Annotated in this window: 21 protein-coding genes; 9 read left to right on the forward strand and 12 right to left on the reverse strand. The window is 40.9% G+C overall.

Going from position 1 to position 24,760, the window contains the following annotated elements; all coding sequences use genetic code 11:
* Positions 1-67 precede the first annotated feature (67 nt).
* From Q5O24_14320 to Q5O24_14330, 3 genes are all read right to left on the reverse strand, one after another.
* Positions 68-1,240 carry an acyltransferase gene (locus Q5O24_14320; protein WKY47507.1) on the reverse strand — a complete coding sequence of 391 codons (1,173 nt, stop codon included), beginning with the start codon at positions 1,238-1,240 and terminating at the stop codon, positions 68-70.
* Between the two features lie 144 nt (positions 1,241-1,384).
* Entirely contained in the window at positions 1,385-2,593 is a 1,209-nt protein-coding gene (locus tag Q5O24_14325; protein WKY47508.1) for an aspartate kinase, read from the reverse strand.
* A gap of 15 nt (positions 2,594-2,608) precedes the next feature.
* Positions 2,609-3,859: a homoserine dehydrogenase gene (locus tag Q5O24_14330; protein WKY47509.1), complete on the reverse strand. Its 1,251-nt coding sequence runs from the start codon at positions 3,857-3,859 to the stop codon at positions 2,609-2,611.
* A gap of 132 nt (positions 3,860-3,991) precedes the next feature.
* Here Q5O24_14330 and thrC point away from each other — a divergent pair, with 132 nt between their 5' ends.
* Genes thrC through Q5O24_14345 form a run of 3 tightly spaced genes read left to right on the forward strand, consistent with a single transcriptional unit; the run spans position 3,992 to position 6,815 of the window.
* Positions 3,992-5,488 carry a threonine synthase gene (gene thrC, locus Q5O24_14335; protein WKY47510.1) on the forward strand — a complete coding sequence of 499 codons (1,497 nt, stop codon included), beginning with the start codon at positions 3,992-3,994 and terminating at the stop codon, positions 5,486-5,488.
* Positions 5,489-6,388 (forward strand): homoserine kinase, encoded by a 900-nt coding sequence (gene thrB, locus Q5O24_14340; GenBank protein ID WKY47511.1) that lies wholly within the window; start codon positions 5,489-5,491, stop codon positions 6,386-6,388.
* On the forward strand, positions 6,375-6,815 hold the full coding sequence (locus tag Q5O24_14345; protein WKY47512.1) for an ACT domain-containing protein: 441 nt from the start codon (positions 6,375-6,377) through the stop codon (positions 6,813-6,815). Before thrB ends, Q5O24_14345 begins: the two co-directional genes overlap by 14 nt.
* An 18-nt stretch (positions 6,816-6,833) precedes the next feature.
* On the opposite strand, the gene Q5O24_14350 is transcribed toward Q5O24_14345, so the two are convergent.
* The 3 genes from Q5O24_14350 to Q5O24_14360 form a co-directional block, all read right to left on the reverse strand.
* Complete coding sequence (locus Q5O24_14350; protein ID WKY47513.1) at positions 6,834-7,154, reverse strand: GIY-YIG nuclease family protein; 321 nt, start codon at positions 7,152-7,154, stop codon at positions 6,834-6,836.
* 28 nt (positions 7,155-7,182) lie between these two features.
* Positions 7,183-7,785: a helix-turn-helix domain-containing protein gene (locus tag Q5O24_14355; protein ID WKY47514.1), complete on the reverse strand. Its 603-nt coding sequence runs from the start codon at positions 7,783-7,785 to the stop codon at positions 7,183-7,185.
* 70 nt (positions 7,786-7,855) lie between these two features.
* Positions 7,856-9,019 (reverse strand): transglutaminase domain-containing protein, encoded by a 1,164-nt coding sequence (locus Q5O24_14360; GenBank protein WKY47515.1) that lies wholly within the window; start codon positions 9,017-9,019, stop codon positions 7,856-7,858.
* Positions 9,020-9,423: 404 nt separating this feature from the next.
* Between Q5O24_14360 and abc-f the strand changes: the two genes are divergently transcribed.
* From abc-f to Q5O24_14390, 6 genes are all read left to right on the forward strand, one after another.
* On the forward strand, positions 9,424-10,902 hold the full coding sequence (gene abc-f / locus Q5O24_14365; GenBank protein WKY47516.1) for an ABC-F type ribosomal protection protein: 1,479 nt from the start codon (positions 9,424-9,426) through the stop codon (positions 10,900-10,902).
* Between the two features lie 11 nt (positions 10,903-10,913).
* On the forward strand, positions 10,914-11,573 hold the full coding sequence (trmB, locus tag Q5O24_14370; GenBank protein ID WKY47517.1) for a tRNA (guanosine(46)-N7)-methyltransferase TrmB: 660 nt from the start codon (positions 10,914-10,916) through the stop codon (positions 11,571-11,573).
* A gap of 323 nt (positions 11,574-11,896) precedes the next feature.
* On the forward strand, positions 11,897-12,373 hold the full coding sequence (locus tag Q5O24_14375) for a MarR family winged helix-turn-helix transcriptional regulator (GenBank protein ID WKY47518.1): 477 nt from the start codon (positions 11,897-11,899) through the stop codon (positions 12,371-12,373).
* Positions 12,370-14,604, forward strand: a complete 2,235-nt coding sequence (locus Q5O24_14380) for an ABC transporter ATP-binding protein (GenBank protein ID WKY47519.1) — start codon at positions 12,370-12,372, stop codon at positions 14,602-14,604. The genes Q5O24_14375 and Q5O24_14380 overlap by 4 nt, the downstream gene beginning before the upstream one ends.
* A gap of 89 nt (positions 14,605-14,693) precedes the next feature.
* Positions 14,694-16,514, forward strand: coding sequence for an ABC transporter ATP-binding protein (locus tag Q5O24_14385; GenBank protein WKY49266.1), 1,821 nt, complete (start codon positions 14,694-14,696; stop codon positions 16,512-16,514).
* A 679-nt stretch (positions 16,515-17,193) separates the two neighbouring features.
* Positions 17,194-18,432 (forward strand): glycosyltransferase family 2 protein, encoded by a 1,239-nt coding sequence (locus tag Q5O24_14390; protein WKY47520.1) that lies wholly within the window; start codon positions 17,194-17,196, stop codon positions 18,430-18,432.
* Positions 18,433-18,717: 285 nt separating this feature from the next.
* Here Q5O24_14390 and Q5O24_14395 read toward each other — a convergent pair whose 3' ends face one another.
* From Q5O24_14395 to Q5O24_14420, 6 genes are all read right to left on the reverse strand, one after another.
* Positions 18,718-19,788 carry a hypothetical protein gene (locus Q5O24_14395; protein ID WKY47521.1) on the reverse strand — a complete coding sequence of 357 codons (1,071 nt, stop codon included), beginning with the start codon at positions 19,786-19,788 and terminating at the stop codon, positions 18,718-18,720.
* 150 nt (positions 19,789-19,938) lie between these two features.
* Positions 19,939-20,667 (reverse strand): amino acid ABC transporter ATP-binding protein, encoded by a 729-nt coding sequence (locus Q5O24_14400; GenBank protein ID WKY47522.1) that lies wholly within the window; start codon positions 20,665-20,667, stop codon positions 19,939-19,941.
* The gene (locus Q5O24_14405) at positions 20,648-21,313 is read right to left on the reverse strand and encodes an amino acid ABC transporter permease (protein ID WKY47523.1); all 666 of its coding nucleotides are present in this window, start codon (positions 21,311-21,313) and stop codon (positions 20,648-20,650) included. The genes Q5O24_14400 and Q5O24_14405 overlap by 20 nt, the downstream gene beginning before the upstream one ends.
* Positions 21,314-21,448: 135 nt before the next feature.
* Complete coding sequence (locus Q5O24_14410) at positions 21,449-22,219, reverse strand: transporter substrate-binding domain-containing protein (GenBank protein ID WKY47524.1); 771 nt, start codon at positions 22,217-22,219, stop codon at positions 21,449-21,451.
* A 298-nt stretch (positions 22,220-22,517) separates the two neighbouring features.
* Positions 22,518-23,846, reverse strand: coding sequence for an acetyl-CoA hydrolase/transferase C-terminal domain-containing protein (locus tag Q5O24_14415; protein ID WKY47525.1), 1,329 nt, complete (start codon positions 23,844-23,846; stop codon positions 22,518-22,520).
* 103 nt (positions 23,847-23,949) lie between these two features.
* Positions 23,950-24,729: an AAA family ATPase gene (locus Q5O24_14420; GenBank protein ID WKY47526.1), complete on the reverse strand. Its 780-nt coding sequence runs from the start codon at positions 24,727-24,729 to the stop codon at positions 23,950-23,952.
* Positions 24,730-24,760 lie beyond the last annotated feature (31 nt).

Consider the following 24,760-nt stretch of genomic DNA (forward strand, 5'->3'; position numbering starts at 1 on the left):
CTAACCTCCTGGATGATTCGTTTTAGTCAACACGCCCAAATACAAACACCAGCCATCAGCCCCCGTCTTACTTAAATACTTTTCTTTCTTTTAGCTTATGGGCAAGAACGGTCATCAGTCTGCTTACCAAATAACTGAACACTATCGCAGTCATCGAAACAATAGTAAATTTCGCAAGCGCTGGTATTTGCAGATTCGCAATCATCAAGGGAAATGTGTAGGGCACAAGGTAATGGACCAGATACATGTTATACGAGTTTTTTGCCATACTTTTACTAAAGGCTCCGGCTGTGTTCCAAAACCGATACGCAAAGGATAAAAACATACCTGAAAAAATCAGGGTCCATATTGGATATAGAACGATAAATAAGAACTTAAATATTAAGGCCGGATTTTCCGGCTCAGTTAAATTTTTCAGAACAAGCATATTGATACCAAACATGCAAAAGCAAGCTATCAACCATATCCAGGGTTTACCCAAACCGAAACTTTCTATCCACTTGCCGTTGAAAGCGAATATCCCCAGCAAAAAGCATGCTGCATAAATAAAAATTTTACCAAGCTGAAATTGGAATATATTCCCCAGAGAAAACCAGCCCGAATCCATAAATTCAGGATATGTAAATCGAACGATGCCGAATAGAACAATCATCACAACTGTCGTTAATAATAGTTTCCTAAGCATCTGTTTCCTGCTGTCGACTGACAGCTCGCTCTTTTCTTTATATAAGAATGTAAAAACGCCGAAAAACAAAAGCAGCAAAGAAATAAACCAGACATAGCGCTGATAAAAAACCTCTGTAATATTATTATAAGTAGTCATGTCGATAAATCCAAAATGAAATTCAGCAATCTTTTTCATCCCAGATGACCAAAACTCCAAAAACCCTAGCTCCTTGCTGCCATTTACTATGTAATGAATATAATCAAGTATCGGCATAACAATCACGGTAATAATTAGCCACGGGATGCCCAAACGCTTGAGTTTTCCAACCATAAAGTCCCGCTTATTTTTCTGCTTTATACTTGGCACAGCAAAGTACCCAGCGATGTAAAACATAAGCGCCATTAAAAAGACATCACTGAGAAAGAGAAAGATATCCAATCCGCTATTAGTATTCACATCATGAAAGGGCCAGAAATCGACGGATGTACTGTAACTTGCCGCTGAATGAAAAACAATAACAAGTATAACTGTCATCCAGCGTAAATTATCAAGATAATATATTCTTTTGCTCATTTCATTCCCCCTAGATTGACAATAGACACTGTATAATCAATTAATTGCAATTGATATCAACGATACCATGTGATATTCCTTTTGTCAATCACAAGAAAAACCCCGAAACCATTGGTTTCAGGGCATCTATAAGGATTTAAGTGTTTACATATCAAATTTTTTGTGAATATGAACCATAGCTTCTTTTCCTCGTTCCTTGTCAATCAGGCAGGAAATCTTTATTTCCGAGGTACTGATGGTCTGAATATTGATGCCCAGCTCGAACAGGGCTTCAAAGAATTTAGAAGCAATTTCTGCGTTGGCAACAATTCCGGTTCCAATCACTGATAGTTTAGCAACACCCTGGTCAAACTCAACTTTCTGGGCATTGACTTCAAACGCAAATTTCTGGGAAACCGCCACCGCTTCCTGAAGCTCATCTACGTCAATGGTAAAGGAGATATCGTTAACGGCTGTTCGATTGACATTCTGCACAATCATATCCACATGGATATTGGCTTTAGCCAGGGCACTAAATAATCTAAAGGCAATTCCCGGTTGATCCGGCACCTCAAAAATTGATATCTTGGCAATATTTTCATCCAGCGCCACACCACGCACTAATACTTTTTCCATTTCTACTTCCTCCTTGATAATCGTTCCTTCATTATGATTATAACTTGAACGCACCACTAAAGGTACTTTGAATTTTTCCGCCATTTCCACTGATCGTGGGTGCAGAACTTTGGCTCCAGTACTGGCCATTTCCAGCACTTCCTTATAGGATATTTCATCAATTTTTGACGCCGTTTCGACAATTCGGGGATCCGCTGTATAAACGCCGTCAACATCCGTATAAATCTCGCACAGTTCAGCTTTAAGTGCCGCTGCCAGGGCGACGGCTGAAGTATCGGAGCCACCTCGACCGAGTGTGGTAATATCCATATTTTCATTAATACCCTGAAAGCCGGCAACAATAACAATCTTTCCGGCATCCAGTTCTTTTTCAATCCGATGCGTATGGATGTCATTAATCCGCGCCCGTTTATGGTTATTTGATGTCACAATCCCGCATTGTGCGCCGGTCAGACTGACCACATCATGGCCAAGTGCCTGAATCGCCATTGCCAGCAAGGAGATTGAAACCTGTTCCCCGGTGGCTAATAGCATATCCATTTCTCGGCTGGGCGGATGCTCATCAATCTGGCGAGCCAGTTCAATCAGGTCATCCGTTGTATCACCCATAGCGGATACAACAACCACTACTTTTTTCCCGGTTTCCTTAGTTTCAATTATTCGGTTGGCCACCCGTTTAATCCGATTGACAGTACCAACACTGGTTCCACCGTACTTTTGTACTATTAAATCTTCCATTTATTCTGCTCTCTTCTATTCGTAAATTCGCGCATAAAATATTTCCGGAACATCTTTCTGAAGGTCTTCCACCATCTCATTAAATCGATTAGCCGCAATTACACTGGTGACAACAAAGAGTTTATCTTCATTTATAATCACAGTTTTTCTCTCTGCCACGGTTTCAATAGCCGCCAGGACCTTTTCCAGATCCTCCTGTTGAGAGAGATTTGCCCGGAGATAGTATTTTCCTTCAAAAATTGAGGTTCCAACCTTATTGAGTTTCCTGCCCAGACGCAGGGATTCCTGTTTTTTGTCACACTCCATATTTAGGATATAGAGCACATCTCCCACAACTGCATTAGCTGTAGCATCCTTACCGGCGCCTTTTCCATAAAACTGAAGTTCTCCGATGATATCGCCAGTGATAGATATAATATTAAATTCACTGTTAACATTGGACATAATTGAAGCTTCTTTAAACAGTACCGGTTCAACGGTAGTATAAAGATCATTTTCATCAAGAATCGAATGCCCTAAATATTTAATACTATAACCCAAACTACCGGTCATATCAATATCTACTGCCCGAACATCAGTCATTCCCCGCTTGTAGATATCTTCATCACGGATAATGCTTTCATAAGCCATTGAAGACAAAATCGAAAGCTTTCTCGATACATCATAGCCTTCTACATCAGCAGTAGGATCTGCTTCGGCAAAACCAATTGATTGTGCCAGGGCCAGGGTTTCAGCAAAGTCAGCCCCTTCTTCAGTCATCTTGGAGAGAATAAAATTTGTGGTTCCGTTCAAAATCCCCTTGATTTCCGTCACCCGATTAATTTTCATTTCCTCTTTTAGACTGCCAATAATCGGAATCCCGCCGCCGACAGATGCTTCGTAACGAAGGACTACGCCATTTTCTTCTGCCAGGTTTAAAAGTTCCTCAAAATATTCTGAGATAACCGCCTTGTTTGCCGTAACTACATGCTTTTTCGCCTTCAGACAGGCCTTTATCATTTCGTATTCGAAATCCATTCCGCCCATTAAGGCAACAACCAGCCCAATACTTTCATCTTCCAAAATTTCTTTGGGGTCCGTCACGATTTTTCCGACCGTATCTCCCAAGTCTTTCGTTGTATCTCGCTCCAATACCTTGGTAATCATCGGGCTTGACCGTCTGTTTTCGATGTCTGTAAAATTTCCTGAAAATTTCCCTTTATTAAGATTAATCAGTTCATATACCCCGGAACCGATGGTTCCATGGCCTAAAAGTGCAATATTCAATAAAATTCACCTCAAAATCTGTATTTATTTTAAAAACACTTGTTTTTTCTCGAAAAACATTCTATCATATAGTTACGGGATATACAATACCCCTAAATGAAAATATTGATTGATTAATTCTGGAGGCCTTACATGAAAAAAAGCTATCACAGCACACGTTCCAAAGACATAAATGTTACTGCATCTCAGGGAATCCTGCAGGGATTAGCCCCTGACGGCGGACTCTTTGTCCCCGATTTTATCCATGAACTCAAACTATCCCCCGAATCTTTTAAAGGAAAATCTTACGGCGATATGGCTAAAGTTGTTTTCGGGGCTTTTCTGAATGACTTCAGTGAAGATCAAATTTCTAATTCTGTCAATTCGGCCTACTACAGCGGAAAATTTTCTCAAAAAGAACCAGTGGAACTAAAGAAAGTTGGCAATCGCTTCTTTCTTGAATTATTTCATGGCCCAACCTGCGCTTTTAAGGATATGGCTCTGACTATTTTACCATATCTGATGACTGAATCCATGAAGATTACCGATCATCAGAAAAAAATTATGATCCTGACTGCAACATCCGGTGATACCGGAAAAGCTGCACTGGAAGGTTTTGCTAACGTCCCTGATATCAGCATTCTAGTCTTTTACCCTAAAGACGGAGTCAGTCCCGTTCAGGAAAAACAAATGCTGACGCAAGTCGGAGACAACACCTGTGTCATCGGGGTCGATGGAAACTTTGACGATACACAAAACGGCGTAAAGGAAATATTAAATGATCCCACAATTGCCAGTGAACTTTCTCAGTCCGGAATGATTTTTTCATCTGCCAACTCGATTAATATCGGCCGCCTCCTGCCTCAGGTCGTTTACTATTTTTACAGTTATTATAAATTACTTGCTGACGGCGAGATTTCCGAAGGCGAAAAGATTAATTTTGTCGTTCCCACCGGTAATTTTGGTAATATACTGGCTGGCTACTACGCCCAAATTTTAGGCTTGCCGATCAACAAACTCATTTGTGCTTCCAATGCCAATAATGTCCTGACCGACTTTTTTACAAGCGGTTCGTATGACCGCAACCGGGACTTCTATAAAACCTCTTCACCTTCAATGGATATATTAATTTCCAGCAACCTGGAGCGTCTGCTCTTCGATTTGTATGAAGGCGATACTACAGCCATTGCTGAACTGATGGAGTCCTTAAAATCAACCGGATCATACTCAGTTCCTCAGTCAGTCATGGATAAGGCTTCTATTTTTTATGGCGGCTATGCCAATGAAGCAGAAACATCCGCTGCCATTAAAAAAGCATTCGATGATTATGCTTATCTGATGGATCCTCATACTGCTGTTGCTGATAAAGTTTATGATGACTATTTAAAAGCTTCCGGCGATTCTACAAAAACAGTCATTTTATCAACAGCCAGCCCTTATAAATTTGGCCAGTCCGTATATGAAAGTATTTTTGGTCAAACAAGTGATGATGCATATCAACTGCTTGATTCTCTGGCTCAAAAAACCGGCACCCAAATTCCGGCACCGTTAAAAGACCTGGCCACAAAAGAGAACAAACATCAGGACCAGTGTGACAAAACGCAAATGGCCCAGGCTGTCCTTGACTTTTCAAAACGGCAGGTGAAATAAATGATTAAGGTCACGGTCCCAGGAACCAGTGCTAATTTAGGCCCCGGATTTGACGCTTTCGGACTGGCGCTATCAGTTTATAATACCTTTTCTTTCGAAGAAAAAACGGATGGTAAACTGACCATCCGTGGTGTTGAGCGTAAATATCAGGGGGCAAGCAACCTGGTTTATAAATCGATGCTGAAAGTTTTTGCAAAAATAAATTACAAACCTAAGGGGCTTTTCATTAATAACCAGGTGGAAATCCCCATCAGCAGAGGTCTAGGCAGCTCAGCCACTTGTATTGTTGCCGGTCTTTACGGCGCCAATGCCCTGACGGGCAACCAGCTTTCAACTGAAGAACTACTGGATCTGGCAGTAGAAATGGAAGGCCATCCTGATAATGTGGCCCCAGCCATTTTCGGGGGCCTGGTGGTCTCAATGAACGAACAGGGGCACAATTTATATATCAAAAACGTTGTCCATCCTTCCTATGATTTTTATGCCCTGATCCCGGATTTCCCATTATCAACACAAGATGCCAGAGAAGTTCTGCCTAAAAAAATTGGTTTTAGCGATGCTACCCACAATCTACCCCGGGCAACCATGACTTACCTGTCACTGGTTAACGGTCAGCACGATATCTTACGCCATAGTATGAAAGACCGTCTGCATCAGCCTTACCGTAAAAAACTTATCGCCCACTATGATGCGATGATCAGGAAGTCACGGGAATTTGGTGCTTTAAATGCCTGTATCAGTGGTGCTGGACCAACTATTCTGGTAATCTGCGAAAATTCAAATCTGGAATACGAAAGAAAAATTCGTGCTTACATGGAGTCGAAAACACCTAACTGGCAGATTTTGAAACTTAAACCAGACCAGCAGGGCGTTATCGTCAGCGGAGGTGTCCTTGATTAAAGAATATCTTATTGTCCATAAAAAAATCCTTCCGGACTTCTATATCAAAGTTGTAGAAGCCCGGATCCTGTTGGAATCTTCACAGTGTAAATCGGTCAGCGAAGCAGTTAAACAGGTGGGAATTAGTCGCAGTACCTATTATAAATATAAGGACTATATTTTTACCCCTTCAGAAAACTACGGCCGAAAATTCACCCTGTCCTTTAAACTCAATGACTGTCAGGGGATTTTATCAACAGTGCTTAATGTGCTTAGCGAACATCATACCAGTATCATCACAATTCACCAAGATATTCCGATTAATAATGCTGCTGTTGTCATCGTCACTCTTGATGGTAAAGGATTACTAATCAGCATCGATGAACTGATACGCATTCTCAAGCAAATCGAGGGGGTCCATTCCGTCCACCTGATTGCCATGGAATAAAAAAATCTGACCGAAAGGTCAGATTTTTTCACGCCATATTTCAAGCAGGGTGGCCAGATCATCTTTAAATTCCCGATCACTCTGGCTTTCATTTTTTTCCAGTTCTTCCAAGACTTCAAAAGAGAAAGACTCTTTTCCAAAGCTTTTCCAGTCTTTTAGCATGGCAGGTTCGGGACAGGAATTGGTTTTTACGGAAAACTCAAACCGATTTTTCTGACCAGCCAGATCCATCGTCGACTTTAGCCAAACCTGATCACTGCCCTTGCAGCGAATCCCAAAGATTCCCCCAACAACCCTTTTATTTTTATAATCTTCTTTTAAAACTTTTTTTCTTTCCATCGCTTGTTCCTTAGTCCTCCAGACCCCTTTAAAAAACAAATAATCCATGATCTGAACAGTAATAATATAACTTACTGCCAAATCTGCTTCCCAGCTTTCCGCCAACCATCTTGGGCAGTCGCAGTTCCGCCGTCTGTTCCGGGTACAGTCTGACCAGCATCCTGCGGTCACCAGAAACTATGGCCGCAAAAGCAATAAAGTGGGTCTTAGTCATCTCATGGTCAAAGCTGATGTAATAATCTCCATCATCATCTTTAATCTCTGGCTGATGCACCTCATCGGCCGGTTTAGGCAATAATGCTGTCAGTTTTCGGCCACAGCACGAAACTTCGGCATCACCGGTTGTCGTGATTATATTTTGACAGTTTTTGCATACATAAAATTTTGTGCGTTTCATATTTCCCGTTTCCATCTCGTTTAGTTCCAAATCTCCCAACATTAATTTTTCAACATTCACCTGATAAAGCTCTGAGAGTGAAGATAAAAGAGATACATCCGGGCATCCCATTCCTCTTTCCCATTTGGAGATTGTTTTATCACTTAAATGCAGCCACTGGCCAACCTGCTTCTGGGTCATCCCTTTTTCTTTGCGCAGCGCTTTTAGTAGTGCCCCTACTTTAAAACAATCCATCTGCTTCACCCTTTCAATTATAACTGGAATTTTATTTTTTTCCTATCGACTAAACGTAGAGTTTTAAACATTAATATAGCATGATCGTAAAAGAATACATATCTTCATCCGAAAGATAGGTATATCCTCCCAGGGTATCGTTCAGCACACCTTTTGCCTGCTCCATCATTCCCGGATTCATTACAGCAAAATGAAAATATTTATCACCATTAGAAAAGGCTGTGGTTACATCATTGCGAAGCCTTAATCTTTCTGAGTCAGCGTTTAAATCATACCGCCTATTTTCATGAATATAGTAATTGGCTGCTGTTGCTGAAAACTCCGGATAATAAATCAGCGTCTGATCAATTTCATGGGTTTTCAAAAGCTGTTCTGTATCTACGCAGAAGTAATCATAGGAAATATTCTTATCCGGCTCCGAATTATCATTGACTCCCAATTCGCCCCAGGTTGCATCAAGATAATAATATTCTCCATCCACCCTAACCAGATTCCAGGCATGGGCGCCCTGCAAATCAACATAGCCGCTCACATAAGAACAGGCAATACCCTGTTTATCCAAAAGATATTTAACGGCCTTGGCATAACCTGCACAGACCGAAGCTTTTCTGCCAAACACGCTGTAAATATTCTGATCATCAGTATTCTCCTGATAGACAGTATTTTTAACGACATATTCATAGGTATATTTAACGATCTGGTAAGTATCAGAACATGGATCCAGGCCAGCAAGATACTGGGCATAGGCCTGATCAATTTCAGACTGTCGGCGATTTTTTTCCGTTTCATCATATGGGTAAGTGACTTCCACTTCAGATACCATGTCCGTTTTTTCATCATAATAATAAGAAAAAGTGTCTGCCCAAAAGATGTCCGGAAAATCATTGTCGATCGCCATCATAATCCGCTCTATTTCCATCGAATCCACACCGGAAACGCTTATTTTCGTTTGATAGTTTCTCAGGCCTTCTGCAATAACCCAATAAATATCTTTTTCCTGTCCATATAAATAATGATAAGCATCATATTCCGGTATCGATTCTTCATCAATGATCAATTGTTCTTCTTCAGGTTTTTCCTGAGTTTCGTTCGAAGGCTCGAAGATCTCCTGTACCTGGCTCACCTGAATGGAATCATCCAGAACAATCAGGGTGATGCCTGAAAATATCAGTGTCAGAATCAGAAAACCTCCGATTCCTAGTAAAAGCTTTATGCCACGCCCGTTTTTATTCATAAAAATCCTCTCACAGTTCCAATAAAGATAAGCCTTGTAGATTTTATCTTATTATAACACTATCCACTTTATTTTTCATATTGCTGTCGCAGTATTGAAATTTTTTTATAAAAATGATAAACTAAAATTATCACGAAGTAAGATTACTTCGAAAATTTAATTTTTAAAGGAGACTGAGAGGATGCGTAATTTATCTTGCTAGCCAATTATTGGAAAGTGTTTTCTAACCCGGAGGGCCACCCTTCTGTTTTTACACACTTAAAGCAGGAAAATTACCAGGAATGCTCTGCCTCTTTAACTTATACACCCTTTTTACGGATTTTTGTATATGATTAAGCCGCAGGATGATTTTCCTGCGGTTTTTAATATGTCAAAGCCTAATAACTTTGACAGGAGGACCAATCATGTCACAAATCTCTGTAAAAAATCTAAGCTTTCATTATGAAGGAACTTACGATACAATTTTCGACAATGTATCATTGTCTCTCGACAGTCACTGGAAACTTGGCCTGATCGGCAGGAACGGCCGGAGTAAAACAACTTTTCTAAAACTTTTAATGAACGCTTACCCCTATCAAGGCAACATCCATTCAAATGTGGAATTTGAATATTTCCCCTATACTGTGACAGATCTCAGCCAAACTGCCATTGAGATCGCTTATTTTATTTATCCCAACAACGAACTTTGGGAACTAAACCGGGAATGTTCACTGCTTAATCTGGACCCCAAAATCTTAAGTCAAAGTTTTAAAACATTGAGCCGGGGTGAACAGACAAAAATACTGCTGGCCATTCTTTTTTTGAAACCCAATCAATTTCTTTTAATCGATGAACCCACCAATCACCTTGATCTGGAAGGGCGCAAAACAGTCAGTGCATATCTGCAGAAAAAAAGCGGTTTTATTCTTGTTTCTCATGACCGTATTTTTCTTGATCATTGCGTTGACCATATTTTGTCCATTAACAAAAATAATCTTGAAATCCAAAAGGGCAATTATTCCTCTTGGCTTTTAAACAAAGAACAACAAGATCAGTTTGAATTTAAACAGAATAAAAAACTAAAAAAGGAAATTTCTCAATTAAAAACGGCAGCAAACCGTACACAAAAGTGGTCCCATTCTGTTGAAGAATCTAAAAATGGCCAACGCGTTTCAGGGCTGCGGCCGGACCGCGGCTACATCGGCCACAAATCAGCAAAAATGATGAAACGCTCCAAAACCCTTGAAAAACGTCAGCAGAAAAGTATTGATGAAAAACAAACCCTGCTTAAAAATATTGACTGGTCAGATTCCCTGCAAATTAAACCCATACCCTATAAAACTGAACGACTCATAAGTGTCAGTAAACTGTCGATCGCCTATGGTAGCCATCCAGTTTTTGAGGGTCTTAATTTTGAAGTAAATCAGGGGGATCGGATTGCTGTTAAAGGCTTAAACGGTTCAGGAAAATCAAGCCTGCTTAAACTTCTTTCAGGTGTTCCACTGACTTATCAGGGAAATCTGGCTATTGGCAGTCAACTAAAAATTTCAGCAGTTCCCCAGAATCCTGATAAACTTTCAGGATCACTTACGCAATATTCTCAGGACCAGGAAATCAGCGACAGCCTGTTTAAAACAATCCTGCGAAAATTTGGGTTCGAACGCATTCAATTTGAGAAAGATCTGTCAGCTTTCAGCGAAGGCCAGAAAAAAAAGGTTTATCTGGCCCGAAGCCTCTGTCAGTATGCCCATCTCTACCTATGGGACGAACCGCTTAATTATATCGATGTCCTTTCAAGGATACAATTAGAAGAACTGTTACTTCAATACACCCCGACCATGATATTTATTGAACACGATCAAGCCTTTATTGATCATATCGCTACTAAAATCATCACACTTTAGAAGGAGCAAATATGCATCTAAGAATTAAACCCTGGGCACGTCCAGAACTGGAGGCCAGCCATTTTTTCCAGGCCCATCCGCAGGAACACAAAGGTCACTGGCAGGAACTTTTTAAAAAGAGTCAACCATTGCAGCTTGAGCTGGGCTGCGGTAAAGGCAACTTTATCGCCGAATTGGGCTCACGAAACCCACAGATTAACTACCTGGCCATTGACCTGATTGATGCTGTTCTGGGCTTGAGTAAACGAAATATTGAAACGGTTTATCAGCAAAAGGATATGGCTGTTGAGAATATTCAAATCATGTCCTGGGATATTGAACGCCTTGACCTGATACTTTCGCCCGCTGACCAGGTTGAACGCATCTACATTAATTTCTGTAATCCCTGGCCCAAAAGAAGGCACCATAAAAAGCGGCTAACCCACCCCAAACAATTGGAAAAGTACAAAAACCTTCTGGTTAAGGGCGGTCAGATTCATTTTAAAACCGATAATGACGATCTTTTTGATGATTCCATCAAATATTTTCAGGAGGCCGGCTTTAAAATCATCAAACTGTTCCCTGATCTCCATACTTCGAGCTTCGAAGGAAATATCGAAACGGAACACGAGAAAATGTTTTCTGCCCAGGGAGTTCCAATCAAATTTCTAATTGCAGTCGTAAATGAGTAAACATATGTGTTCTCAAAATAAAATTCAGCAGAGTGAATCACAATAATTTACTTTTTAGTTAAAACCTACCATCTATCATTGATTAATTGATGGTATTGGCACACCACCGCCCTGGCAAACTGCCAGGGTGGTTTTTTAACCCCAAATAGAGTAAAGTCATCTGTCTCATTATTATTTTTTATCGATAAAAGTTGAAATCGAAAACAGTAAATTTTTATCATTTTTTTATAAAATATGACTTGCAAATTTGAATTTTATGTTGTATATTACTTAAGCAGGTTAACTATTAATTAAATTAATTATTTTTAAGAAAGGAGCACGCATTGAACCCAACTGGCAATACTTTATTCCATGCTTTCAACCGTATTCGCAAATCCAGTATGCGTCGCATGCATAAGCTTCCACAGCATCTTAAACCGCATGAGTTTTTTATGCTGTCAACAATCAGCCGCCTTTGCGAATGTCATCAGGAAACACCAGGCATTAAAATTTCACAAATCAGTAAAAAGACTGGCATCTCAATGCCCGGCGTTTCGCAAACCCTCTCCACTTTGGAAAAACTTGATTTGATCGAAAGACGACCAGCAAAACAAGATCGACGAATCGTATATGTGAGCCTTACTGAAAAAGGACTAAAACTTTTTCATGAGTCAAATCATGCGTTTTCAGAGGTTTATGACCAGGCCATGCAGATTATTGGCCCTGAAGACAGTCAGAAACTGATTGATTTGCTTAATCAGTTAGCTGATGCTTTTGAAGAAATTGAAAACAACAGTAATTTGAAAGGAAACACGCAATGATAAAACTGGCACGTTATTTAAAGCCCTATGTGGGTGTGCTGATTCTTGCCATTATGCTGCTTTTTGTTCAGGCTCTTTCTGATTTGAATTTGCCTAACTTTATGTCTGACATTGTCAATGTCGGCATCCAGCAAAACGGAATAGAACACGCCGCCCCGGAAGCCATCAGTGAAGATGGCTACACCTTTATGACCACCTTTATGCAGGAGGAAGATCAGGATACCGTCACTAATTCATATGATCTGGTCACATCTGATGATAGCAGTCAACCGGATTATGAAGCTCTGCTTGAAACCTATCCGGAGCTGGCCAATCAAAATATCTATGTCCTTAATAAAGACGGTCAGGAAAATATTGACAATCTGGATTCTATTTTTGGTCAAGCGACCTGGACCTTTATTTACTTTGTCCGCTCCCTCGATACCGGCCTGGATGCTTCTGAAACCAACAGTGATATGAGTGATATCGATTTTTCAGAAGTATACGACATGCTGCCCATGCTTGCCATGGTACCAGCCAATTCCTTTGATGATGCCAGAGTACAGGCACTGGATACTCCAGAATCGATCCAAATCCAGACAGCTATTCAATTTACCAAACAATTTTATGCAGAATTGGGTGTCGATATCAACTGGATTCAGACCTCTTATATTTTAAGAATCGGCGGACTGATGCTGCTCTTATCTTTGCTGGGTATTTGTGCCGCTATCGCTGTGGGCTATCTGTCAGCCAGAATGGCTGCCGGAGTTTCTCAGGCCCTGCGCCGTGATCTGTTTAAAAAGGTACAAAGCTTTTCAAACAAGGAATTCGATCACTTTTCAACCGCCTCTTTAATCACGCGTAATACCAATGATATTACGCAGATTCAAACGGTACTGATTATGGGTATCCGTATGCTTTGTTACGCCCCGATCATGGCTGCCGGCGGAATCATTATGGCTCTCAGAAAAACGACTTCTATGGGGTGGGTAATCCTGGTGGCAATTGTATTGATTGTCCTGTTAATCGGCGTCGTCTTTATTGTCGCTATGCCTCGATTTAAAATTATTCAGAAGCTGGTCGACCGCTTAAATCTGGTAACCCGCGAGAACCTCACCGGACTGATGGTTGTCAGGGCCTTCGGTAATCAGGAATTTGAAAAAGAACGTTTCAAAACAGTTAATACCGATACCACGAATAATAACCTTTTTGTCAATCGCGTCATGGTCTTCATGATGCCTACCATGATGTTTATCATGAACAGCATTACCCTGCTGGTAGTCTGGGTCGGCGCTAATCAAATCGCTGAGTCAACCATGCAGGTCGGAGATATGATGGCCTTTATGCAATATGCTATGCAGATTATCATGTCATTCTTAATGATTTCAATGATGTTTATCATGATCCCCAGAGCATCAGTTTCCGGCGATCGTGTTCAGGAAGTTTTGGCAATGGAACCCAGTATCGTTGATCCCACTGAGCCTAAAACGCTGCCTGCCAACAAACGTCCAGTTCTTAAATTCAATCACGTTTCTTTCCGTTATGAAGGGGCTGATGAAGATGTCCTCCATGATATCGATTTTGTGGCTCAGCCTGGCCAGACCACTGCTTTTATCGGTTCAACCGGTTCCGGTAAATCAACCCTGATCAACCTGATCCCCCGATTTTTCGATGTAACAGAAGGTTCTGTAACCATCGATGATATTGACATTCGGGAAATTACCCAGCACGATCTGCGCAGCCATATTGGCTACGTTCCACAGAAAGGGGTCTTATTTTCTGGCTCTATCGCAACCAATTTGCGCTATGGTGATAAAAATGCCACTGATGATGATTTAAATATTGCCGCTGATGTTGCTCAAGCCACCGGTCTTCTCAATCAGACTCCAGAAGGTTTATACCGAGAAATTTCTCAGGGTGGCAGTAATGTTTCCGGCGGTCAGAAACAAAGACTTTCAATTGCTCGAGCCTTAACCAGAAAACCTGCCATCTATATTTTCGATGACAGCTTCTCAGCTCTGGACTACAAGACAGATTTAGCTCTGAGAAAGGCTTTGAAAAATTATACTGGTGACAGTACAGTTTTAATCGTCGCCCAGCGGATCAACACCATCATGCATGCAGAACAGATTATCGTTCTGGATGAAGGAAGGGTCTGCGGTAAAGGAACCCATCAGGAACTGCTTCAAACCTGTGAGTGTTATCGGGAAATCGCGTCCTCACAATTATCAGAGGAGGAATTAAGTCTATGAGTCAAGAAAATAAACCAACCAATACCCAACGACCAGCTGCTCCCGGACCTGGCCCTCGACGGGGACCAGGAGGCGGTGGACCTCATGCCATGATGCCTGGAGAAAAGCCAAAAGATTTCAAAAAAGCTTTTAAACAGCTGGCTGCCTATCTATCTGTCTATAAAATCCGCCTTTTCTTTGTGCTGATTTTTGCTATTGCTTCGACCGTTTTTACCATCGTCGGCCCAAAAATTCTGGGGAATGCCACAACTGCACTCTTTGAAGGAGTCATGAATATGATCGCTGACAATGGCGAGGGAATCGACTTTGACTATATCGGAAGGATTATCCTGTTTTTGCTCGGCCTCTACTCGGTCTCAGCAATCTTTGGTTATATTCAGGGACTGATCATGACCAAACTGTCCATGCAGGTCACTTATAACCTGCGACGAGATATTTTTGATAAAATCAATCGCCTGCCCTTTAAGTATTTTGATAAAACCAGCTATGGTGAAGTCCTTTCATTTCTGACCAACGATATTGAAACCGTCAACCAGACCTTAAATCAGAGCATCACCCAGATTGTTACCTCGGTGACCAGTGTCATCGGAATTCTTATTATGATGCTTTCAATCAGCTGGCAAATGACTCTGGTTGCGCTCTTGATTTTACCGGTTTCAATGATCGTGATTATGTCGATTGTTAAAAAATCGCAAAAACATTTCAGCCAACAACAGACTTATCTGGGTCACATCAATGGCCATGTAGAAGAGATGTATAGTGGCCACCAGGTTATTAAGGCTTTTAATGGGGAAAAAGATTCTTTTGAAACCTTTGAAGAATATAACACGACCTTATTCAGCTCTGCCTGGAGAGCCCAGTTTCTATCTGGACTGATGATGCCAATGATGATGGGAATCGGAAACATCGGCTATGTCGGTATTTCTATCCTGGGTGGTTACCTGGCTATTAACGGACAATTATCGGTCGGTGACATTCAGGCCTTTATCCAATATGTCCGCCAGTTCACCCAACCGATTACCCAAATTGCCAATATTTCAAACATTCTCCAGCAAACAACAGCTGCAGCCGAACGTGTCTTTACTTTTCTTGAAGAAGAGGAAGAAGTGGGCGAATCACATACTGATTTTGATTTGAGTCAAGTAAATGGAAATGTAACCTTTGACCACATTGCCTTTGGTTACAGTCCCGACAAACCCGTTATTAAAAACTTTACAACGCAAGTTAAAGAGGGCCAAAAAATTGCCATCGTCGGGCCAACAGGCGCCGGCAAAACAACGATTGTCAAATTGCTGATGCGTTTTTACGATGTCGACTCTGGTGCAATCTTAATAGATGGCCATCCGATTAAAGACTTTGCCCGGAATGATTTGCGAAAGCTTTTCGGGATGGTTCTTCAGGATACATGGCTCTATAATGCCAGCATTCACGACAACATCCGTTACGGTAAACTGGATGCCAGCGATGACGCCGTCGAAAGAGCCGCTAAAGCCGCTCAGGTTGACCATTTCGTTCATACGCTGCCAGATGGTTATGATATGATTCTTAATGAATCAGCCAGCAATGTATCCCAGGGACAAAAACAGCTTTTAACTATTGCCCGGGCTATCCTTGCAGATCCAAAGATTCTAATCCTTGATGAAGCTACTTCTTCTGTAGATACACGAACTGAAGTGCTGATTCAAAAGGCTATGGATAATCTGATGGAAGGACGAACAAGTTTTGTCATTGCCCATCGCCTCTCAACTATTAAAAATGCTGATCTGATTCTGGTTATGAAGGATGGTGATATTATCGAGCAGGGTAATCATGAAGAGCTTCTTGCTCAAGCAGGTTTTTACTCCAACCTTTACAATTCACAATTCGAAAATGCAGATGCCTATATTGAGGAAGAAGAGATTACTTCATAAATTAAATCTTCTTAACATCATACAGTTCCTGAGTTTAATTTGACTCGGGAACTGTTTTTTTCGTAATTTCCTATTTTTTGTTATTTATAACTTTAGAAGGGTAAAAAAATAGCAACAACTATTCATAATCCGGAAATTAAAGAAACCTTCAGATCTGCACGCATCTTAACTTCCGGTTTCTGCTGTATTTAAAATTAAGAAAAGGAGATAGGAAATCATGAAAAACGATGTAAATCAAACGAACACCCCGTTTTACAATTCAAAATGGTGGCTCATATTGTGGAGCTTTTTGATCTGGCCGCTAGGATTAGTGATGCTTTGGAACTATTTAGACAGGATGCATAAAAATGAAATGCCGCGAACCAGACTTGTCGACAAAAAATTGGAAGAATATTCATAGAAACCTTTGAATTACCTTAAAATCAATCACTTATTTTAGGCCCTAAACCCTTAAGAAACTTGTGAAATTCTTCGATTTATGTTAAACTGCCTTTGAACTTTGCACCCACCATAAATTTTTCAACCACCATGAACCTGTGCTTCCTGGTGGTTGTCGTATGTAATAACAATATCGATATTTTGATTCTTCGAATCTTATTCATTGCTTATTTATACTTATTTCGCAATGATGCAACCCTCAGGTTTTCTAACCTGAATTTATATAAGGAGAAGTTTAGCAATGGTTTCACAGATCTTTGTTTTATTGTTTTTATTGGGGCTTCCATTTCTTATTTATGGGCTTTATTACCTGTTAATTGGTTTTTTCGGCTACGCGCGACATAACCACTATCAGAACTACCCTCCCCAAAACCGAATCGCTGCAGTTATTGCAGCACGTAATGAAGCGGCAGTAATTGGTAATCTGGTTGAGAGTCTAAAACACCAGAACTACCCAGATGCACTCATGGATATCTACGTAATCCCTAATAACTGTACCGATGATACTGAGGAAGTTGCCAGAGCACATGGCGCTAAGATCATGACCTGTACCTCTGAAGTTAAATCCAAAGGATCCGCCTTATCTCAGTTTTTTAAATACATTTTTTCCCGCCACGATCATTACGATGCTTTCTGCATTTTTGATGCTGATAATCTGGTCGATAAAAATTTCTTTTCTGCTATGAATAATGTACTTTGTTCCGGAGAGAAACTTGCTCAAGGCTATCGAGACAGCAAAAATCCTGATGATTCTTGGATTTCCGGCTGTCAGTCAGTATTCTATTGGACCCTGAACCGGTTTTTAAACCTGGCTCGCTATCGCTTAGGTTTATCTGCAACTTTAAATGGTACAGGTTTTATGGTATCTGCTGAGCTGCTAAAAAAAGAAGGCTTTGAGACTTTTACCCTAACAGAAGATATCGAGTTTACCACCCAGTGCATCCTGAAAGGTTATCGTGTGGCATGGGTACCAGAAGCTAAAACTTTTGACGAGCATCCCCTGCGGTTTGACCAGTCCTGGTCTCAAAGAAAAAGATGGTCCACTGGAACAATTCAATGCTTTGGGCTCTATTCCCAGGATCTGCTCCATACTTTTCTGGAAAAAAGAGACTTTTGTGCCCTGGATATGCTTTTATTTCTAATCGCACCTTTTATCCAGGTGTTGACCAGTATCTATACCATCTCATCCTTTATTATTATGATTATGCTTTATATTTCAACCGGCATCTGGTCTGATGCCCTAAACTTTGCGATTTTATTTTCCCTGACAGGGCTAGTATTCAGCGTAATATTCTCAGTGCTGATCCTGTGGATGGAAGGTAAAAAAGTCAAGGAAATCAACCGTCGTTCAATCTTTTCATTCTGGCTCTATCTGGCCACCTGGATCCCCATTAATGTCCTGTGTTTTATAAAACCTATCGACGTCTGGGAACCCATCGAACACACCAAAAGCATTAAAATATCCCAAATTGCGGAATAATGAAGCCGTGCGAACATAGAAAAGCACCAAGTCAAATTTTCAAGCAATCTTGAATTTGTCTTGGTGCTTTTCTATGTTCATAAGGCGAAGCAAGCGATGAGACCGTAACGCAGTGGAGGTCGAATACGCAGCATAGCGAAGACGGAGCGTGTAGCTTCGCCGCCAAGGTTGAGCATAGCGCAACCGAAGGCACGGCTTCATTATTCCACCATACCTTAATTAGAAATCAACGTAAAAAATCCGAACGAAAAAGGCTCCGTTCGGATTTTAAATAACATCATTAGTTTAATTTGTATTTGCCGGCGGCAGAACGTCCTCTGAGCTTTCCTCGTCAATTAACTTAACTGTAGGTGATTTCCTTTTTTTGTCCATCACCACCAAACCAATACTGACTGCGGTAATCATAAACATAAAGACGGTTAATACATAATAACCGCTGCCCAGATTAAAGCTGACACTGGCTGAGAAAAAAGACGGATCCTTAATCAGAAAATCTACCAGCATCGTTCCCAAACCTCCAAATACACCTTCTATCAGCTGTTTGACATTTGCAAAAATGCTGGTATTAATGGAGTCTGTTAAAGTTTTTAGATACTGATTCGCCGCATTATTGACCCATTTCAGACCAAAACCCAGAACCATAAATAAAATAAACTCTATTCCCGAAATGATCAGTGGAAACCAGGCCGATACATTTTTAACAGCCATAACAAGTAATAAAAGCATATTAATGAAAAAGAGAATAAAGACTAGTTCATTCAAAGTTGTTTTTAATCGATCCAGTTGTTCCATCATCGTGTTTACCGTATCAAAGGCTTCTGAGGCACTGTCCTGCATAGCTTCAAGTGATGATTCAACATTTCTAGCATTTAAAACAATATTATAGGCGCCATTTAACAGATTGTTAATCTGATCCCCGTTGGTAAAGATAGCACTGATGCGGTTTTGAATTTGGGCATCTCCCAGGTAATCCAGGCTGGGATTGTTTAATGCACTGTTGAGCCAATTAAGTTTTTGAAGTTCCGGGAAGGGGGTTCTCATAATGTCAAGGACAGAGACTCCGCGAATCGTTAAATCAGATAGGGGCATATCAAATACTTCCAACTCATCAATAGGGGTCTGAAAGAGAAAATCTTCAAGGCTCACTGTGATAATTGAATTCTCAGAATCCAGCAGAGTGTAATCTTCTTCGTATCCAGATACTTGCAGCTCTACCCCAAAGCTTAAAAAGGGCATGAAAAATCCTGATAACATGAGCAGGATCAGCAATACTCCTGCCGTACGTAAAGGATTAGTTCTGATCCAGCCCGTCAGATTCCGATATAAGGCAATCAGATTGGTTTTAAATTTTTCCATATATTAACCTCTTTCGTTTTTGTATAAAAATACCCCACTATCAATTTGTTAAACATTAATCCTGATTAATTTGAGCTCATTTTCAATTTTTGATTAATATTTTACATTCTATTTAAGTTTTCTTCAATTTTAAAATCTATCATATCTTTTTTATAAAACCATATTCAAGAAGTTAATGGTTCTTTCATTCTGGGGATTGGCAAAAATTTCCTGGGGTGGTCCCTGTTCTACAATATAGCCTTCATCAATAAAAATTACCCGATCGGCCACCTCTCTGGCAAAACCCATTTCATGGGTTACAACAACCATGGTCATTCCTTCCTTAGCCAGCTGCTTCATGACGCTCAAAACCTCACCGACCATTTCCGGGTCCAGCGCCGAAGTGGGCTCGTCAAACAGCATCACATCTGGATTCATAGCCAAGGCTCTGGCGATTGCCACCCGCTGCTGCTGACCACCAGATAATTGCCCCGGATAAGTAGAAGCCTTTTCTTCAAGTCCTACTCGCTTTAATAAACCCATTGCAATCGCATTAGCTTCATCTTTCGATTTCAGTTTTAAGGACACTGGTGCCAGACAAATATTCTCAAGGACAGTCATATGGGGAAAGAGATTAAACTGCTGAAACACCATTCCAATATTTTGCCGAAAGAGATTAATTTTTTCATGGGCTCCGGTAATATCGTTTCCGTCCACCTCCACAGTTCCGCTGGTGGCTTCTTCCAGAGCATTCATGCAACGCAAGAGGGTACTTTTACCGGAACCGGAGGGTCCGATAATGCAAACTACTTCCTGTTCTTTGATTTCCAGGTTAATGTCTTTTAGAACTTCAAGCTCCCCAAATGTCTTTTTAAGATTTTTAATTTTTACTTTTCCCATACGACATCTTCCTTTCTATCTGTTTTGATATTTTCGATAAAATCATAATCACAATAAAATACATAACTCCGACAATCAACCACATTTTAAAGCTCTGATAATTATTGGCAATAATCAGTTTTCCAGTCTGGGTCAATTCGACCACTCCAATAACCGATAGCAAGGATGTATCTTTAAGCGTAATAATACACTGATTAATAAGCGCCGGGGTCATTGTTCTGATCGCCTGTGGCAAAATAACTTTTCTCATTGCCAATCCATAGGGCAGTCCCAGGCTTCGGGCCGCTTCCATCTGGCCCTTGTTGATGGACTCAATTCCGCCTCGAAATATCTCAGCCAGGTAGGCACCGGCATTAAGGCTTAGCGTAATAATTCCCGCCAGGTTTTGGTCCAGTCTGATGCCCAATGCCATTGGTATCCCAAAATAAATAAAAAACGCCTGCACCAGCAGTGGCGTTCCCCGCACAATATCCACATAAACAACAGCAATGGCCCGCAACCATTTTTGCGGTGCTACAGACAGGAGTCCAAAAACCAGGCCGATAATCGCCGCAAATACAAGTGAAATAATTGTAATCTCAACAGTCATTCCCAGACCGCCTAACAGGCGAGACCAGTTCTGGACAATAAGTTCTACTATACTCAACTTTTCCTCCTTAATAAACGGTTGTCCAATAGTCTTGACTCACTCTCGAACCAACACTTTTGGATAACCTAGAGAAATCATCTGCCAGCTGAGCTGACAGATGATTCCAAATAATTCTTCCATTTTTAGATTTAACTACTCCTGAATATAGGTATCCAGAATTTCCTGATACTTTCCGTTTGCCTTTAAATTGGCAAGACCAGCATTGAACATCGCCAGAAGCTCAGCATTTTCGCCTTTTTTAACGGCAAAACCATAAGAGCTGCCACGTTCCATTTCAGTCACAATTTTAAACGGCATTCCATTGACAATAGCATCTCCAACAACCGGATAATCTTCAAACATAGCCACAGAATTACCCGCTTTTACATCTTCATACATATTTGCTGAATCCGGGAAAGAAATAAGCTCAAATCCATACTGGTCCTTAATCGACTCGGCAAAGGCAGACCCTTCAGTCCCGTTTTTCACAGCCACTCTCTGGCCGGCCAGATCTTCATAAGATGTAATGGTATCATTGTCGGCAGAAATTGCCATGACGACACCTGAATCGAAATAAGGATCTGAGAAATCAAAGACTTCTTTACGTTCTTCCTTAATACTCATACCAGCGATCATTCCATCAGACTGGCCGCTAGAAACCTCACCCAAGGCAGCATCGAAACCAACCACTTTCAGCTCATAAGTAAAGCCCTGATCTTCAGCAATAGCAGCCAGCAGATCAATATCAATTCCTACCTGTTCACCATTTTCATTTTGAAATTCAAATGGTTTAAATGTGGTATCTGTGGCGATCACATAAGTATTTTCATCGCTGGCTGACGACGAATCACTTGAGCAGGCCGACAAAGAAACAACCATCATCATGACCATCAGCAAAACACCAATTTTTGTCAATTTTTTCATTCCTTTTTCCTCCAGTTTAAATTTTGTATCCTCTAAGGATACCACTTCCTAATCCAGATAGCAGTATACCACTTTTTCAAAAACCATGCAATAAAAAACTGTTAACCGTTATCATGCCTATTTTTATGCAACTTCCAGCAATAAAAAATCACTTATTTCATCTAAACGCTCTCACAATCTTTTTTATTGCGATTTCTAAACTTTTCTCACCACAAAAAAGTTCGACTTGTGATTTCTTAACCAGGTCACAGGCCGAACTTTTAATATTTTACTGAAAAACGATTAAGCTCTATACTACTTATTCGAAGTCAGAAGGGAAAGCAATTCCCAGCGCAATAGACTTTTCTTTAAGTTCTTCTCTGAAATCCGGGTGAGCAATCGAGATCATAGCCCGTACTCGGTCATTGATACTTTTACCATAAACTTCCGCAACTCCATACTCTGTTACATAAAACATGGCCTCTCCCCGAGGTGTTGTCACAACCGAAGCCGGCGGTAATTCAGTTAAAATGTTAGAAACCAGGTTTCCGTCTTTATCAGTATAAGCTGATCTCATTGCCAGAAAACATACCGAATTTTTTCCGGCGTTTCTTCCTTTATTGGCCCCCTTAACGAAATCAGCCTGTCCGCCAACACTGGCGTACTGCAGTGGTCCAATCGCCTCTGAGCAGGCCTGTCCTGTCACATCAGCCATTAGGCAGCCATTAATACCAACAAAATCATCCTCTTGGGAAACTGCATCAAACGAAATAACATTTTCTGAGGTACCAAAAGTGATCAGATCACTTTCACCTAAAAATTTATACAATCTAGGCATCCCAAATGCTCCTGCTGCTACGATTTCTCGCAGGCAACCTTTTTCTGCCAAATCAACACAGGCATCGGTAACAATTTCTGTGTACACTTTAAGATTTTTCTTTGACGTCATTTCTCCTGCTACTGCATTGGCCAGACCTCCCAAGCCAATCTGCACGGTGGAACCGTCATTGATATATTCCATGATATAGTCAGCAATTTGCTTGTCTACCTCTTCCGGAGCCGAGGGCGGGATTGATGGCAGTTCATGATCACTATGACAGAAATAGTCGAACTCACTGATATGAATGCAGACGTTCTCCACCTCGCCCTTTGCCTTAGGCTGCTCTTTATTGATGACCGCAATTTTTTTATCAAATTTACCAGCTCGCATAATCTGAGGTGTAAAAGTGGTACCCAGAACACCAACATTCACATATCCATTTTCATCCGGTTCACAGACTTCTGTCATGAACACATTGGTTTTATAAATATCTGTTGCCGAATAGGGAACATAAGAATAGGGAATTGGCACATACTCAACCAGATTTGCTTTATGGGCCGCTCTTTCCAGCATGTTAGGGAAATAACTTAATGTTCTGAATGCCTTCCGGTATTTAGGATCCATCAGGTGTTTGGTCGGTTTTAAAAACATATTAGAAAGGTAAGTGACATTTTCCAGTTCTTCATACCGATCTGCAATGGTATCCAAGACCTCATAAGGGATACACATTGTATTGCCTAGCCAGATCACATCTCCCGATTCAATCAGTTTTGAAACGTCCGCTACACTGCGGGTTCTATCCTCAACATATTTATTCCAATTTTCCATTGATTTTTCTCCTTTCCTTTTTACAAGGCACTATCTAATTGTTTTTTTCAGCGCGGCTGATATTAGCCGCGCTTTATTAATCATATAAAAGGCTCTATAATTCTTAATTTGCTACCGAAAGTGACTCATCAGGAATGAGTTTCTTTATAATCTCTGCTACAGCCATAGGACATGGAGAGTCGATCGGCAATTCCAACAAACTTTTCCCTTCTCTATCAAAACTGTTAACCAGCTGATCTTCCGGCAGAGTTGCAAAAATTTCCAAGCCGGTTTTTTTAATAAAAGCATTGGCTGCCTGATCATCTTTAACCCGATTAAGCACCAGGCCGGCTTCCGCGACCTTGATTCCATCTTCCTGATCTCTTGCCACTTCAATAATCCCAGCTGCCGTTTCCAGACTTCTTTTTGACATATCCGCAACGACTAGAAGCATATCAATACTTTCCATAACCCGGCGATTGATCTGCTCCGGACCAGCCTCACCGTCAATAATGACAAAATCATAATCTCCAGCCAGGGAGTCAATCCCATATCGAAGCAGGGCATTGACCGCACAGAAACATCCTGGTTCTTCAGGTCTTCCCATTACAAGCAAGTCATATCCATCAGCATGGGTTAAGATTCTGCGCATCATTTCTTTAGTCGGGCTTTCATTTAATTCATTTCGAAGCTGATCGGTCCCCAATATCCCTTTTCTGATATTGCTGACAGTATCTTTAATTTCCAGATCAAGGGTATAGGGAAGACTCATGGCTGAGTCAGCATCAATCGCCAGGACTCTGCCCGGAAACCGTTCTGACAAAAGACGAATTAAGGTCGTTGCCACAACTGTTTTGCCGGTTCCTCCTTTTCCCGTAATTGCGATGGATTTGGTTGCTTTCATAGGAATTTCTCACTTTCTATTTGCGTTTTTT

Source organism: Eubacteriaceae bacterium ES3 (assembly GCA_030586155.1).
Taxonomy (GTDB): domain Bacteria; phylum Bacillota; class Clostridia; order Eubacteriales; family Eubacteriaceae; genus Acetobacterium.

Coding starts and splice junctions, on each gene's coding strand:
- Q5O24_14320 (WKY47507.1), bottom strand. CDS start 1,240: ATGAGCAAAAGAATATATTATCTTGATAATTTACGCTGGATGACAGTT.
- Q5O24_14325 (WKY47508.1), bottom strand. CDS start 2,593: ATGGAAGATTTAATAGTACAAAAGTACGGTGGAACCAGTGTTGGTACT.
- thrC (WKY47510.1), top strand. CDS start 3,992: ATGAAAAAAAGCTATCACAGCACACGTTCCAAAGACATAAATGTTACT.
- thrB (WKY47511.1), top strand. CDS start 5,489: ATGATTAAGGTCACGGTCCCAGGAACCAGTGCTAATTTAGGCCCCGGA.
- Q5O24_14350 (WKY47513.1), bottom strand. CDS start 7,154: ATGGAAAGAAAAAAAGTTTTAAAAGAAGATTATAAAAATAAAAGGGTT.
- Q5O24_14355 (WKY47514.1), bottom strand. CDS start 7,785: ATGGATTGTTTTAAAGTAGGGGCACTACTAAAAGCGCTGCGCAAAGAA.
- Q5O24_14360 (WKY47515.1), bottom strand. CDS start 9,019: ATGAATAAAAACGGGCGTGGCATAAAGCTTTTACTAGGAATCGGAGGT.
- abc-f (WKY47516.1), top strand. CDS start 9,424: ATGTCACAAATCTCTGTAAAAAATCTAAGCTTTCATTATGAAGGAACT.
- trmB (WKY47517.1), top strand. CDS start 10,914: ATGCATCTAAGAATTAAACCCTGGGCACGTCCAGAACTGGAGGCCAGC.
- Q5O24_14380 (WKY47519.1), top strand. CDS start 12,370: ATGATAAAACTGGCACGTTATTTAAAGCCCTATGTGGGTGTGCTGATT.
- Q5O24_14385 (WKY49266.1), top strand. CDS start 14,694: ATGATGCCTGGAGAAAAGCCAAAAGATTTCAAAAAAGCTTTTAAACAG.
- Q5O24_14390 (WKY47520.1), top strand. CDS start 17,194: ATGGTTTCACAGATCTTTGTTTTATTGTTTTTATTGGGGCTTCCATTT.
- Q5O24_14395 (WKY47521.1), bottom strand. CDS start 19,788: ATGGAAAAATTTAAAACCAATCTGATTGCCTTATATCGGAATCTGACG.
- Q5O24_14400 (WKY47522.1), bottom strand. CDS start 20,667: ATGGGAAAAGTAAAAATTAAAAATCTTAAAAAGACATTTGGGGAGCTT.
- Q5O24_14410 (WKY47524.1), bottom strand. CDS start 22,219: ATGAAAAAATTGACAAAAATTGGTGTTTTGCTGATGGTCATGATGATG.
- Q5O24_14415 (WKY47525.1), bottom strand. CDS start 23,846: ATGGAAAATTGGAATAAATATGTTGAGGATAGAACCCGCAGTGTAGCG.
- Q5O24_14420 (WKY47526.1), bottom strand. CDS start 24,729: ATGAAAGCAACCAAATCCATCGCAATTACGGGAAAAGGAGGAACCGGC.